At 68.3% G+C, this 14,282-nt stretch carries 11 protein-coding genes; 6 read left to right on the forward strand and 5 right to left on the reverse strand.

The features are described 5' to 3' along the window. Window position 1 precedes the first annotated feature (1 nt). Window positions 2-1,555: a DHA2 family efflux MFS transporter permease subunit gene (locus ACIA5C_RS18180; RefSeq protein ID WP_396055922.1), complete on the forward strand. Its 1,554-nt coding sequence runs from the start codon at window positions 2-4 to the stop codon at window positions 1,553-1,555. A 418-nt stretch (window positions 1,556-1,973) separates the two neighbouring features. Here ACIA5C_RS18180 and ACIA5C_RS18185 read toward each other — a convergent pair whose 3' ends face one another. Both ACIA5C_RS18185 and ACIA5C_RS18190 read right to left on the reverse strand, forming a co-directional pair. After that, on the reverse strand, window positions 1,974-2,504 hold the full coding sequence (locus tag ACIA5C_RS18185; protein WP_396055924.1) for an STAS domain-containing protein: 531 nt from the start codon (window positions 2,502-2,504) through the stop codon (window positions 1,974-1,976). Between the two features lie 102 nt (window positions 2,505-2,606). Next, a complete protein-coding gene (locus ACIA5C_RS18190) occupies window positions 2,607-3,227 on the reverse strand; it encodes an HAD family hydrolase (RefSeq protein WP_396055926.1) in 621 nt (206 codons plus the stop codon). Between the two features lie 65 nt (window positions 3,228-3,292). Here ACIA5C_RS18190 and ACIA5C_RS18195 point away from each other — a divergent pair, with 65 nt between their 5' ends. Both ACIA5C_RS18195 and ACIA5C_RS18200 read left to right on the forward strand, forming a co-directional pair. Continuing rightward, window positions 3,293-3,964: a FadR/GntR family transcriptional regulator gene (locus ACIA5C_RS18195; RefSeq protein WP_396055928.1), complete on the forward strand. Its 672-nt coding sequence runs from the start codon at window positions 3,293-3,295 to the stop codon at window positions 3,962-3,964. Between the two features lie 20 nt (window positions 3,965-3,984). Next, window positions 3,985-4,539, forward strand: a complete 555-nt coding sequence (locus ACIA5C_RS18200) for a TetR/AcrR family transcriptional regulator (RefSeq protein ID WP_396055930.1) — start codon at window positions 3,985-3,987, stop codon at window positions 4,537-4,539. On the opposite strand, the gene ACIA5C_RS18205 is transcribed toward ACIA5C_RS18200, so the two are convergent. Together ACIA5C_RS18205 and ACIA5C_RS18210 are read right to left on the reverse strand one after the other, a co-directional pair. Continuing rightward, window positions 4,536-5,387 carry an IS481 family transposase gene (locus ACIA5C_RS18205; protein WP_396056654.1) on the reverse strand — a complete coding sequence of 284 codons (852 nt, stop codon included), beginning with the start codon at window positions 5,385-5,387 and terminating at the stop codon, window positions 4,536-4,538. The genes ACIA5C_RS18200 and ACIA5C_RS18205 overlap by 4 nt on opposite strands. A gap of 136 nt (window positions 5,388-5,523) precedes the next feature. Continuing rightward, complete coding sequence (locus ACIA5C_RS18210; protein ID WP_396055932.1) at window positions 5,524-8,244, reverse strand: glycosyl hydrolase family 95 catalytic domain-containing protein; 2,721 nt, start codon at window positions 8,242-8,244, stop codon at window positions 5,524-5,526. Window positions 8,245-8,603: 359 nt separating this feature from the next. On the opposite strand from ACIA5C_RS18210, the gene ACIA5C_RS18215 reads away from it, so the two are divergent. Beyond that, on the forward strand, window positions 8,604-9,884 hold the full coding sequence (locus ACIA5C_RS18215; protein ID WP_396055936.1) for a ThuA domain-containing protein: 1,281 nt from the start codon (window positions 8,604-8,606) through the stop codon (window positions 9,882-9,884). 71 nt (window positions 9,885-9,955) lie between these two features. Here ACIA5C_RS18215 and ACIA5C_RS18220 read toward each other — a convergent pair whose 3' ends face one another. Next, complete coding sequence (locus tag ACIA5C_RS18220) at window positions 9,956-10,462, reverse strand: FBP domain-containing protein (protein ID WP_396055938.1); 507 nt, start codon at window positions 10,460-10,462, stop codon at window positions 9,956-9,958. An 82-nt stretch (window positions 10,463-10,544) separates the two neighbouring features. On the opposite strand from ACIA5C_RS18220, the gene ACIA5C_RS18225 reads away from it, so the two are divergent. Together ACIA5C_RS18225 and ACIA5C_RS18230 are read left to right on the forward strand one after the other, a co-directional pair. Beyond that, window positions 10,545-11,285, forward strand: coding sequence for a DUF554 domain-containing protein (locus tag ACIA5C_RS18225; protein WP_396055940.1), 741 nt, complete (start codon window positions 10,545-10,547; stop codon window positions 11,283-11,285). An 89-nt stretch (window positions 11,286-11,374) separates the two neighbouring features. Continuing rightward, on the forward strand, window positions 11,375-14,248 hold the full coding sequence (locus tag ACIA5C_RS18230; RefSeq protein ID WP_396055943.1) for a glycoside hydrolase family 3 C-terminal domain-containing protein: 2,874 nt from the start codon (window positions 11,375-11,377) through the stop codon (window positions 14,246-14,248). Window positions 14,249-14,282 lie beyond the last annotated feature (34 nt).

A 14,282-nucleotide genomic window follows, 5' to 3' on the forward strand; every position in this document is an offset into this window, starting at 1 on the left:
CATGACTGACGTTGCCACTGTCGCCGGCGACGACGACCGCATTACCGGCGATATTCTCAAAGTCGCCGGGGTGGTCGTTCTCGGCGCTATCATGTCGATTCTCGACATTACTGTCGTCAACGTCGCATTGCCGACGTTCGAGACCACGTTCGGCTCGGCCGGACACCCACTGGCGTACTCGACCGTGGCGTGGACCGTCACGGCGTACACGCTGGCGCTGGCCACGGTCATCCCGCTGACCGGTTGGGCGGCCGACCGGTTCGGCACCAAGCGGCTCTACATGGCGGCGATCGCGCTGTTCACGCTCGGCTCCGCGCTCTGCGCGATGGCCTCCAGCATCAACATGCTGATCAGCTTCCGGGTCCTGCAGGGTCTCGGCGGCGGCATGCTGATGCCACTCGGCATGACGATCATGACGAGGGCGGCCGGTCCCAAGCGGATGGGCCGGCTGATGGCGATCCTCGGCGTGCCGATGCTGCTCGGCCCGATCGGCGGCCCGATCCTCGGCGGCTGGCTGATCGACGCCGCGAGCTGGCACTGGATCTTCCTGATCAACGTGCCGATCGGTGCGATCGCGCTGATCTACTCGTACTTCGCCCTGCCCAAGGACTCGCCGCACCCGTCCGAGTCGTTCGACTTCGTCGGCATGCTGATGATGTCGCCCGGCCTGGCACTGTTCCTCTACGGCGTCTCCTCGATCCCGGCCGAGGGCCGGTTGGACGCGCCCAAGGTGCTGATTCCCGGCATCGTCGGCCTGGTGCTGGTCGTCTCGTTCGTCTTCTACTCGTTCAAGCCGAAGCATCCGCTGCTCGACCTGCGGTTGTTCCGCAACCGCAACCTCGCGATCAGCATCATCACGATGTTCCTGTTCGCGATCGCGTTCTTCGGCGGTCTGCTGCTGGTGCCGACGTACTTCCAGCAGATCCGTGGCGAGTCGGTGCTCAAGGCCGGCCTGCTGGTCGCCCCGCAGGGCATCGGCGCGATGCTGACCATGCCGATCGCCGGTGCGCTGACCGACAAGTTCCCGGTCGGCCGGATCGTGCCGTTCGGACTCGTCTTCATCGCGGCCGGCATGGCGGCGCTCACCCAGATCACGTCCACCACGTCGTACTCGGTGCTGATCGGCATCCTGTTCGTCATGGGTCTCGGCATGGGCGGCACGATGATGCCGATCATGACCTCGGCGCTGAAGACGTTGCGGTCGGCCGAGGTGGCCCGAGGGTCGACGTTGCTCAACATCACCCAGCAGATCGCGAGCTCGATCGGCGTGGCGGTGATGTCGGTGATCCTGACCAACGGCCTGAAGGACGCCAAGCTCGGACCGGCGGCGATCCTGGCCCGGCACGACCCGCGGATCGCCCAGCAGATCGGCGGCGACGCCGGCATCAAGGTGGGCCTGGCCAACGCCGCGCACGCGTTCGCACACACCTACTGGGTGGCGTTCGCACTCGTTCTGGTGACGGTGGCCGCGGCGCTCTTCCTCCCGCGCAAGCAGGAGGAGTCGCGCCTGCTCGACGACGACCAGGCCGAAGCCGTGCCGGTGGTCATGCACTGAGTTCCTTTTCGCCCGGGTCGGGCCCGCGGTCGGTTGACCGCGGGCCCGATCTGTTTTGCGGATCGGGATTTCCGGGCAGACTGGCGGCGTGAAGGAGTTGTCAAGTGCGGAGGGTTGATGACCCGCCGGCGGCCGGCAGCCGTCACGGAGCTACGACGGCGGAGGCTCGGGGAACGAACTCGTCCGGACGCTGAGCGAATCGCCCGCTCACTGCAGAACGAGACGGACCTCGAGGACACCCCTGCAGGGCATCACCCGGGCGGCGGCGCAGACGGTGCCCGGCGCGCACTGGGCGGGCATCAGCGAGGTGCAGGGGCCGGCGGACCACTGACACCTGGGCCGCCACCGACGAGGTGGTGAAGGCGATCGACGACGGTCAGTAGGCGACCGGCCAGGGCGGGCCAGATCGCTGTGCGCCTCACCGAGTCGGGCGTGCTGGAATGATGTCGCGCAGCAGCGTACTTCGCTGCCGGGCCTGCCACGCGCGTAAGCAGATGTCGTGGGCCTGCCGGCGAGCGCGCAGCGACCAGGTCAACAGTTCGTCCACCTCGTCGGCGTCCAGCCGGTTGGCCTCGTGGCCGGACGATGCGAAGCCGAAATGCCGGGCCAGACCGACGATGTCGAGGATGCGCACGACGGCCGGGTGGGCATCACCCGGCTCCAGGCGTACGCCGTTGTGGCCCGCGGCCGTCTCGCACTGCAGCAGGCAGCGGACCCCGGCCGCGTCGATGAAGGTCAGCTTGGCCAGGTCGAGCACAATGCTGTCGGGCCGGGGCCGGTCGGGCAAATGCCGGGTCGCGAGATCGCTGACCGCCGCGATCAGCAACGCTGAGGTCTGACTGTCGAGTTCGCCCTGCGCGACGAGCCGCACGCGCCGCTCGTCGCCCGTCGGCTGGGAGTCGACGCGCAAATAGTCCGACGCATGGTCAGTGATGCGGGGCTGGTCCATGGGATCCTCCGGCGGAGGGATGGCCGCGTTCCCTCGAATGTTGAAGGCTAAGACCATCGCGCACCACTCTATCCCTATTTTGACGTGCCGGGCGGGCCGACTTCACCCGGCGGGCCGCGCCCGCTCCAGCAGCGCCTCGAGATCGGCGATCGCCTGGGCGGTGCTCTCGAACAGCACGGCCGAGACACCCAGCTCACGGGCCGCGTCGACGTTGCGGGGCAGGTCGTCGAGGAACGCGATCTCGGCCGGCTCGACCGACATCCGGCGAGCGGTCACCTCCCAGATCGCCGGATCGGGCTTGCTCACGCCCACCTCGTGCGAATAGACGAGGTCGTCGACCAGCTCCTCGAAGCCGAAAAGCTCCTGCTCCCGCTCGCGCGCGCCGACGAAGCTGTTACTGAGGATGCCGGTGCGGTAGGCCGGGCGCAGTCCCCGGGCCCACTCGATCAGCCGCGTGTTGGCGACACCCAGGTATTGCCGCCACATCTCGGCCAGCACCGCGTCGGCCTGGGCCGCGGTCAGCCCGCACCGCTCGAGCAGCGCCGCCGTCACGTCGGCCTCGGTGACGCCACCGATCCGGCCCGCGTCCCACACGTCCTCCAGACCGGCGCCGAGCGAACCCGGGCGCAGCCGGTGCTCGGCCTCGGCCCGCTGCGCGAAGTCCATCGGCTCACATTCGGCGAGGACGCCTCCGATGTCGAAGACCACCGCTCGTATCGTCATGCCCACACGGTAGGAATGTCTGCGGGACGGTTCCATACGCAAATGCGCGTAGAACGGAGGGTCGGATGGCGCTGGCGGACGAGGCGATCAGCAAGATCAAGGAGATGATCGTCTCGGGGGCGTTGCGGCCCGGCGACCGGCTGCCCAAAGAGGCCGACCTCGCCGAGCGGCTCGGGCTGTCGCGCAACTCGCTGCGCGAGGCGGTCAAGGCACTGTCGATGATCCGGGTGCTCGACGTGCGGCAGGGCGACGGCACGTACGTGACCAGCCTCGAACCGCATCTGCTGCTCGACCTGCTCGGCTTCGTCGTCGACTTCCACACCGACGACGCGGTCATGCACTTTTTGGAGGTGCGGCGGCTGCTCGAGCCGGCGGCGACCGCGCTGGCCGCCCAGCGGATGAGCGCCGACGACGTCGAGAAGCTCCAGTCCGTCCTCGACGAACTCGGATCCGAGCCGTCGATCGAGGCGCTGGTCGCCAACGACCTCGAGTTTCACCGCCGGATCGCCGCCGGCGCCGGCAACCCGGTGCTGTCGTCGCTGCTCGACGGCATCTCCGGCCCGACCACCCGGGCACGCATCTGGCGCGGCCTCACCCAGCAGGGTGCGGCCGAGCGCACCCGCGAACAGCACCAGGCGATCGTCGACGCGATCGCCGCAGGGCAGCCCGACCTGGCCCGCTCGTGGGCGACCGTGCATGTGGCGGGCGTCGAGGAGTGGCTGCGCCGGGCGCTCTAGATCGAGTTAAGGTCAGCGTCATGCGACGCGATCATCTCTACGACGAGTTGCTCGCGGCGGCGATCGGGCTCGCGTCGTCGCGGTTGTCGCTCGCGATCCCCTCGCTGCGGGCGGTCGCGCGGGCGTGCGACGTCTCGGCGACCGCGGTCTATCGGCACTTCGAGTCGCAGAGCGCCCTCAACCGGGCCGTTCTGCTCGCCGTCGACTCGTCCTTCGTCGCGGCCATGAGCAACGTCGACGAACCCGGCCGGGCGCCGCGGGCGCGGCTGCGGCTCCTGGCCTGCGCCTATCTCGAGTGGGGCCTGGCCAACCCGGGTCTCTACCAGCTCCGCTTCGAGAGCGCCGACCAGCTCGGCGCCGACCACGTGCACACCGACGGCGCCGACGTGCTGCTGGCCCAGATCGGGGAACTCGTCCGGGCCTCCGGGACGGCGTCGGCGGTCACCGCGGCCGACCTGTGGGGCGGCATCCACGGGCTGACCTCGCTGCGCCTGCACAAACCGGCCTACACCTGGCCCGACGACGCCACGACGCAGATCGACCGGCTCCTCGCCGCCTGGGACCTCGGGCTTTAGATGTAGCGACCAGGATCGTTGTTGACGCGGTTGATGGGTGGCTGGTCTCCGAGCGCGGTGTGGGTTCGGTGGTAGTTGTATTGGTGGAGTCGGCCGGGGAGGGCGTCGGCGCGGTCCTGGCCGTTGGTGAAGGGCCGGGAGTAGATCCGTTCGTCGGCCATGGTCGGGTTGAAGCGTTCGGCTTTGCCGTTGGTTTGGGGCCGGTAGTGGCGGGTGAACCGGGCTTGAGCGCCGAGTTCGGTCAGGGCGTCGCGCCAGGCGTGGCCTCGGCGGTAGGCCAGGGCGTTGTCGGTGATGACGCGTTCGATGGCGGGGATGCCCAGGCGGGCGAAGTGTTCTGCGGCGCGGTGCAGGAGCCCGGCGCAGGTACCGGTCTTCTCGTCGGGGTGGATTTCGGCGTAGGCGAGCCGGGTGTGGTCGTCGATCGCGGCGTGCGCGTATGCGTAGCCGGTCCGGGTGCGGTATCGGGCTTGGCGGTGTTCGAGGCTGTCGCGGCCATGGACACGCCAGCCGCCGCCGTCGCGTAGCCGGCCGGTCTTCTTGACGTCGACGTGGATCAGTTCGGCGGGCCGGTCGCGTTCGTAGCGGCGGATCAGTTGGCCGGTGGGCCGGTCGAGCCAGGCGAGGCGGTGCAGGCCGTGGCGGGTCAGCACGGCGTGGACGGTGGAAGCCGGCATGTCCAGCAGTGACGCTAACCGGCGCGGGCCGCGTTTGAGTTCGGTGCGCGGCGCGCACACACGTGCTTCGAGCTCAGGGCTGGTTTGGTGAGGGAGGCGGTGGTCGGTGACGACACGCTGGATCAGCAGGCGTCGGCCGTGCAGAGTCAGACGGGCATTACGGTGGGCCATGAGGACCTTCGGTCTTGGTGAAAGCGTCGCAACTTCCACCTCGCCGGAGGTCTTCTCACGTCTCAAGTCGCCACGCCGCCGCGTCAACAACCCTCGTGGTCACTACATTTAGATCCCGGGCGGCGAGGCCCGTCGGTCAGCTCACCTTCAAGGCGTCGACGATGACGACCGAAGTGGAGCGGCTGACTATCCGGATGGTGTGGCTGCCCGAGGTCAGGCCCGACTTCGAGTAGACCACCTGCTGCACCTGGCGGGCGCCGCTGACGTACAGGTTGATGTTCTGCTGCAGCGCGCCGTCGAGGTAGATGTCGGCGTTGCCCATGTCGCCGTTGCGTTCCGACAGCAGCTGGATGCCGGTGCCGGTGAACGTGAACTGGGCCGCCGCGCCGCTCGTCGTGGTGTGGTGGGTGTCGTCGTTGTAGTCGCCGTAGCCGCGGTTGGTGGTCGGGTACCAGTTGGCGTCGTAGGTCGCGGCCGTGTCGTTGAAGGTGCCGGCGGTCGAGCTGCCGCCGGGCAGGCCGAGCGTGGACGCGGTGTTGCGCAACGACTTCGGGCCCTGGTTGGCGGTGCCGGTGAGGGTCGTCGAGGCGTACGACGTGAGCGGCTTGGCGACCCGCTCGACCACGTAGACCGTGCCGGCCGCGGTGGCGAACGAGACCGTGCCCGCGGTCGTGGTGGCCAGGATCGCGTTGTCGGAGACCCGGCGCACCCGGATCTGCTGACCCGACCACGGGTTCACGACCGTGGCCGGCTTGCCGTACAGGCTCTTGACCCCGACGTACTTCGTCTCGCCGGTCTCGCGCTCGCTCGACACCAAGAAGCCGTCCTTGGCCAGCAGCGTGAACCTGCCGGTGAACGTCGAATCGGTCGGCGCGGCCGGGAACACGGCGATCTTGTCGTTGTAGCTCTGCAGCAGCGACTCGTTCATCGCGGTGAGGTGCACGCCGAGATATTCGAAGACGCCGTTGGTGTTGGCGGTCAGCCCGTTCGGATAGTTCTGGTACTTCTGCAGCATCGTTTTCATACCTGAGAACCCCTGGTCGCCCAGGCCGAGGCGGGCCGCCTGCACGGCGTCGTTCGACCACACGTTCCCGTACGGGAAGGGCCGCGCGTTCCACGTGTTGATCGCGGTCGACTGGTCGGGCGCCCCGATGCCGGTCCGGTCGTAGGGCCAGATGAGCTCGGATGCCACGTTCTCGTTGTTGCGGGTCGACGCGATCGGCGGATCGTGCGGCAGGTAGGCACCATTCGACACCTGGTAGGGCGCGAGGTGGTCGACGATGTTCTGCCAACCGGCCCGCTGGTCGGCGTCGAGCCCGAGGGTCTGGCTCGCCGAGATGGTCAGCGGGAACAGCAACCGGACGGCCGCCAGGTCGGTGATGGCATCGGGCACGTTCCAGTACGTCTCGTGGGCGTTCGAGTTGGCCATGTAGTAGCGGTTGTTCGCGCTGTCGTACGACAGTTTCTTGGCGTAGAACTTCACCACGTCCCGCATGAACGGATAGGCGGTGCTGCTCAGATAACCGGTGTCGTTGGTGTACCGGTATTGCAGGTACATGTTGTAGGCCGCTTCGGTGCCGGTCGACATGATGCCTTTGGTGTAGTCGCTGCCGGTGGTCCCGCGCGCGTTGCCGTCCCAGCCCATCGTCTCCGGCACCCACAACCCGTCGATGCCCTGATAGGACTGGGTGAACGCCTTCAGCGCGGCCGAATTGCGGCTGTAGAGGTTGTTGAACGTCTTCAGCAGGTCGGGATGGTTGGACGCCAGGAACGAGTTGTAGACGTCGCGCTGATTCCAATACCAGTAACCGTTGCTCCACTTCGACTGGTCGCCGGTCGCCCGGAAGACGCCGTTGATGAAGTGGACCGGGTAGTTGCCGTAACCACCGGCGGCAATCATGTACGTCGCCAGGTAGTAGACGTTCTCCAGGTAGTCGGCGTCCCCGGCCGAGTCGGCGTACTGCACGAACGACTTCTGCCAGAAGCCGTGCCAGAAGTTCTGGTAGTTGGCGAGAGTCGTCGCGTACCCGGAAGCCTTGACCGCGGAAAGCGCGGCGCGCGCCGCCGAGACCGAGTCGTGGTTGGCCGCGTTGAGGCGGCTCGCCGCCGTGAACCAGATCGTGTACGACGAACTCGGCGTGATCGTCAGCCGCACGTCGGTGCCGTTGACGACCTGGGTGGTGAAGCCGGTGCCCTCGACGGTAGCGGCCAGCGTGTAACCGAAGTTGTTGGGATCGGCCTGCCCGCGGCTGAGCCCGGCCGCGGTCGAGTCGGCGAACGTCGACACCGTCTTCCAGGTATTCAGGTCGGGCACGTCGGCGATGTCGGCGACGGTCGACATGTCCCACAGGCTCAGATCGAAGCTCACCGCGGTGACGTTGGTGCGGTTGTCGTCGACGTGCACGCCCATCGTCTCCGAACCGGGCCGCCCCAGGATCGTGACGGTGCGGCCATCGGCGTACCTCGTGGAGAGCAACCCGTCGTAGAGCGAGAGCCGCTGCTGATAGCCGGTGGAACCGGCGGAGAGCGCGGGTGTGGTCTGGAGGTTGATGTTGCCGGCGGCGTAGGTCGACTGCTCGGCGAGGTCGACGCCGGAGACCTGGGCGGTGATGCCGTTCTGATCCCAGACCATGGCGCCGGTGCGGCCGTTGCCGACTGTAAGGCCGTAGCCGGGCGTGGTGTTCGGGCGGTTGTAGACAATGTCGTGTTTGGACAGATAGCCGGCGTAGTCGACGTTGAGGGCGCCGGTGCCGGTGTTGAAGGCCGCGTCGGTGGGGGAGGCGTTCGCGGCCGTCGCGGGGAGGACGACCCCGACGCCGATCACGGGGAGGACGAGGAGCAGGGGGAGTCTTCGCATGGGGATGCCGCCGATCCTGCTGATCGATGGGGTTGGATCCTCAGGTTAACGGATTCATCCGATGTCTGGCAGGGTCGGTCGTTCCGGAGAGACGCGATCCCGCCTAGCTTCGAGGCGGGAATCCCTATCTCAGCAGGGAAAGCCGCGCAGGAGCCGTGATCGATCGACCTCGGGCCAGCCTTCTCTCATCGCTGGAAAGATCCTATCTGTGAGCCAGCTTCGCGTCGCCCCGGAGAGCGCTCCATCAGAACTTAATTCATCTTCTTCGAGTAAGGCTCTTGTTCAACGCGGCATCGACCGTTAACAATGTTGCCAATTCCGTCCGATCCCCATCTCCGATCCAAGACGAGGACGCCCCCATGCCTCGAAAGATCCTGCGCAACGCCTTCGCGGCCGGCCTTGGGCTGGTGGCCGCCGCGGCGGTCGGCGTCGCGGTGCAGCCGGCCCAGGCGGCCACCACGCCGTTCAAGGTGCTGGCCTTCTACGACACCGACAGTGGCGACCCGGCGCACAACAACTACGTCAAGGAAGCCCTGCCCTGGTTCAGCCAGACCGGCAGCCAGAACGGCTTCTCCTTCGAGAGCACCACCGACTGGGGCCGGCTCGCCGGCGACCTGTCGTCCTACAAGGTCGTCATGTTCCTCGACGACGCGCCGCACGACTCGGCCAGCCGCACCGGATTCCAGCGTTACATGGACAACGGCGGCGGGTGGATCGGCTTCCACGTCAGCGCGTTCACCACCAACGCCAGCGAGTGGGGCTGGTATTACAACACATTCCTCGGCTCCGGGAACTTCCAGACCAACACCTGGGGACCGACCGCCGAGACGTTGAAGATCGACGATGGTAACCACCCGTCGACGGCCGGCCTGCCCGCCACCATCCAGTCGTCGGTCAGCGAGTGGTACTCGTGGAGCAACGACCTGCGGCAGAACCCCGACATCGACATTCTGGCGTCGATGGACCAGGGCACGTTCCCGGTCGGCGACGATCCCGACCAGCAGTGGCACAGCGGCTACTACCCCGTCATGTGGACGAACAAGAACTACAAGATGCTGTACGCCAACTTCGGCCACAACGCCATGAACTACACGACCAATACCGGGCTGTCGTCGACGTTCGCCAGCGCGCAGCAGAACCAATGGCTGACCCAGGGCATCCTCTGGCTGGGCGGCGGCACCACAACTACCACTCCCCCGACGCAGGGCCCGATCTCGTCGACCACCTGGTATTCGGTGATCAACAAGACGAGCGGTAAGTGCGTCGACGCCAAGGCGGCAGGCACCACCGACGGCACGGTGATCCAGCAGTACGCCTGCAACAGCAGCAACGCCCAGCAGTACCAGTTCGTGCCGACCAGCGGCGGCTACCTGCGCATCAACAACCGCGGCAACAGCGCCGAAGCCCTCGACGTCACGAACGTCTCGACCGCCGACAACGCCCCGATCCAGACCTGGACCTACGGCGGCGGCAACAATCAGCAGTGGCAGGCGGTCGCCGAGTCCGGCGGCTACTACCACCTCGTCAACCGGAACAGCGGAAAGTGCCTGGACACCCCGGGCGCGTCCGTCGCTGACGGCGTCCAGCTCGTGCAGTACGCCTGCAACGGCACCGGCGCCCAGTCGTTCCGGCTGCAGTAAAGGGAAGAACGGTGCCGGCGCCCGGCGGGGGCGCCGGCACCTCCTACGACAGTTCTTACGCCGGGACAGTCTTACTCCGCGACGCGCGCCACGAAGCCGTCGAGCTTTGTCATCGCCCGCTCGATCTTCTCGTCGAGGCTGAGCGTTTCCTCGAACTTCACCAGGCGGGCCCGCGGCTGGCGCTTGCCCCGCAGGTAGAGCGAGCACGCCAGGTCGGAGCAGAGGTATTCGCCGAGCGAGTTGCCCTTGCGGCCGGACGCCCCGGCGCGGGCCGCCGTGAACAGGCTCACCCCGCCCGACGCGTGGCTGGTCAGGCAGACCTGGCACATGCTCGACCGGGCGGCACCCCCCGACGCACCACCGCGGTCGGCCCGGCGCAGCAGCAGCGAGCGCAGACCGGTGGGGCCGGGCACGGCGATCGCAGCCCGCAGCGGTGCGCCCGGGTCGATCCAGCCGTAGAAGTCGAGGTCGGCCCAGGGCGTCCCGGCGAAGTCGGCCGGAAACTTGACCCGGGTCGCCTCGCCCTTGCTGCAGTTGAGGAACGAGCGCCGGATCCCGGCCTCGCTGATCGGTTCCATGACGTGTCCCCTGCTCGTAGCTCAACCGGGACCATGTCACGATCTTCGGGCCGGTCGCAGCTGATTTTCAGGGGGAAGAACCGTGGCGGTACCCGGACTCGGCACTCTGATCAACGCGGCCGCGATCGTCGGCGGCGCCGGGCTGGGCACGATGGCCGGCCATCGGCTGCCGGACCGCGTACGGGACACCGTGACCGACGTGCTCGGCCTGATCACCCTGGTGATCGGCGGCCTGGACGTGGCCTCGCTGGTCGACCCGTCGCTGACCCGCGCGGTCGGCAGCCGCGCGCCGCTGCTGATCATGCTGGGCGCGCTGGTGCTCGGCTCGGCGGTCGGCGCGGCCGTGCACCTTCAGCGCCGCCTCGAACTCCTCGGCGACTGGATGCAGCGGCGGCTGTCCCGCGACGAGGAGGCCGGTTCGTTCAGCGAGGGTTTCGTCACCGCCTCGCTGGTCGTCGCGGTCGGCCCGCTGGCGATCCTGGGTGCGCTCTCGGACGGGCTGGGGCGCGGCATCGACCAGTTGGTGATCAAGAGCGTGATGGACGGCGTCATCTGCATCGCGTTCGGCGCCTCGCTGGGCTGGGGCGTGGCCGCCGCCGCCCTGTCGGTGATTGCCGTGCAGGGGTCGTTCACCGCGGTCGGGGCGACGCTGGGCACGTTCCTGCCGGACGCCGAGATCGCCACGATCTCGGCGGTCGGCGGCGTGCTGCTGCTCGGTGTCGGCCTGCGCATCCTGAACGTGCGGCCGGTCCCGGTGGCGAACATGCTGCCCGCGCTGATCGCCGGCCCGCTGCTGACCTGGATCGTTGCGATCACTCGTTGAAAGAAATCGGCAAAGCTCTGGAAAAACGCAATCTCCCGGGGGAAGGTAGTGACACTCCTCGATGTCACACATCCCGGACGGAGTCCCCCGTGAGACGTTCCCTGCTGTCTCTGGCCGCCGTGACGGCATTGCTCCTGAATGCCGCGCCGGCCCATGCCGCCGACACCCCCGGGCAGCGCGCCGACGCACTGCTCGCCCAGATGACCACCGCCGAGAAGATCACCCTGATGCACGGCGGCGCCCAGTGCTCGTGGGGTGCCTGCACCGACGCGATCCCCCGCCTCGGCATCCCCTCGCTGCGGCTGCAGGACGGCCCGGCCGGCGTGGCCGACGGCGCCGGCGGCGTCACCCAGCTGCCGGCCCCGGTCGCCGCCGCGGCGACCTGGGACACCGACCTGATGGGCCGGTACGGCCAGACGATCGGCGCCGAGGAATGGGGCAAGGGCGCCACCGTCGTGCTCGGCCCGACGGTCAACATCGTCCGCGATCCGCGTTGGGGCCGGGCCTTCGAGTCACTCGGCGAGGACCCCTACCTGGCCGCCCAGATGGGCGCGGCCGACATCACCGGCATCCAGTCGCAGGGGCCGATGGCCCAGGTCAAGCACTACGCCGACTACAACCAGGAGACGAACCGCAACAACCCGCAGGACGACGTGGTGATGTCGGACCGGGTCCAGCACGAGATCTATCTGCCGGCGTTCCAGGCGGCCGTGCAGCAGGCCCACGCCTACTCGGTGATGTGCTCGTACGCCTCGGTCGGCGGCACGTTCGCCTGCGAGAGCGGCCACCTGCTCGACGACATCCTACGCGGCGAACTGGGCTTCACCGGCTTCGTCACCAGCGACTGGGGCGGAACCCATTCCACGATCGCGAGTGCGAACAACGGGCTCGACCAGGAGATGAACGGCAGCGACTTCTACGGCACCGCGCTGAGCACCGCGGTCGCCAACGGCCAGGTCTCGATCGACACGCTGAACACCCACGTACGCCGCATCCTCACCGCGATGTTCGCCGCCGGCCTGTTCGACCGTCCCCCGACCGGCGACATCACCAGCGTCGTCACGACCGACGCGCACACCGCGATCGCGGCCCAGGTCGCGCAGCAGGGCAGTGTGCTGCTCAAGAAGACCGGCAACGTGCTGCCGGTCTCGTCGTCGGTGCACTCGATCGCGGTGATCGGCGACGGGGCCGGCCCGAACGCGATGACCGCCGGGGGCGGAAGCGCACACGTGAACCCGTCGCGCCTGGTCACGCCGTACGCGGGTCTGAAAGCCCGGGCCGGGACGGCAGCGACCGTGACCTACGCGCAGGGCGTGGCCGACCCGAACGGTGACCTGATCGACCCGGGCTACTTCGGTGGCGGCCTGACCGGCCAGTTCTACAACGGCACCGGCATGTCCGGCGCCCCGATCCTGACCCGCACCGACCCGACCGTGAACTTCCTCTGGGGCGGAGGTTCGCCGGCCGTCGGCGTGCCCGCCGCCAACTGGTCGGCGAAGTGGACCGGCACGCTGACCCCGCCGACCACCGGTACGTACACGTTCGCGCTGAACAGCGACGACGGCAGCCGGCTGATCATCAACGGGCAGACCGTCGTGAACAACTGGTTCGACCAGCCGCCCACGACCCGCACCGGCACGATCCCGCTGACCGCCGGGCAGCCGGTGAGCATCGAGGTCGACTACTTCCAGGACGGCGGCGGCAGCCAGGTCGCACTCAGCTGGCAGGTGCCCGATCAGGACCTGCTGACCCCGGCGGTCAACGCGGCCCGCGCGGCGAACCTCGCGGTGGTCGTGGTGGACAAGGGTGCGGGCGAGGGCGCCGACCTCAGCGACATCGACCTCTCCGGCGTGCAGAACCAGCTGGTCAGCTCCGTTGCGGCGGCCCAACCGAACACGGTCGTGGTGGTGAACACCGGCTCCGCGGTGACGATGCCGTGGGCCGGGAACGTGCGCGGCATCGTCGAGTCGTGGTACCCGGGCCAGGAGTACGGAACCGCGCTGGCCCAGTTGCTCTACGGCGACGTCAACTTCTCGGGGAAGCTGCCGGTCACGTTCCCGCAGTCGCTTGCCGACGTGCCCGCGCACACGACCGCGCAGTGGCCGGGACAGGACGGTCACGTCCAGTACAGCGAGGGACTGCAGGTCGGCTACCGGTGGTACGACGCGCAGAACAAGACGCCGATGTACCCGTTCGGCTTCGGGCTGTCGTACACGACCTTCGGCTACGCCGGCCTGACCGTCGGCGCCCCGGCGGCCGACGGCAGCGTGCCGGTCGGCTTCGACGTCACCAACACCGGCACACGGGCCGGAGCCGAGATCGCCCAGGTCTACGTCGGACAACCGGCGAGCGCCGGCGAACCGCCCGGCAGCCTGCGCGGTTTCCGCCGGGTCCAGCTCAACCCGGGCCAGACCACGCACGTCAGCCTCAGCCTCGACGCCCGCAGCTTCCAGACCTGGGCCGGCGGCAACTTCTCGACCACTGGGGGCACGCACACGGTCAGCGTGGGTTCCTCGTCGAGAGACATCAGGCTGACCGGATCGGTCACCCTTGGTTCCGGTACGCCCGGCTCCGGTACGCCCGTGATCTCGTTACGAGCGCACGCGAACGGCAAGATCGTGACCGCCGAGAACGCGGGAGCGGCCGCCCTGATCGCCAACCGCGACGCGATCGGCCCGTGGGAACAGTTCGACGAGATCGACGCCGGTGGCGGGGCGATCGCGTTGCGCGCCCACGCGAACTCCCTCTTCGTGACCGCGGCGCCCGGAGCCTCGCTGATCGCGGACGCCACCACGATCGGCAGCCGGCAGACCTTCCGGCTGGTCCACAACCCGGACGGCAGCGTCAGCCTGGCCGCTTCCGACGGGCAGTACGTCTGCGCCGAGAACGCCGGTGCCGCGGCCCTGATCGCGAACCGGGCCGCAATCGGCGGCTGGGAATCGTTCGACCTGATCCCCGGCTGACCCCGTCGTTTGACCGAAGCTGTTTGCCGGTGAC

Origin of the sequence: Actinoplanes sp. NPDC051343 (assembly GCF_044455125.1) — a bacterium.
Lineage (GTDB): Bacteria > Actinomycetota > Actinomycetes > Mycobacteriales > Micromonosporaceae > Actinoplanes.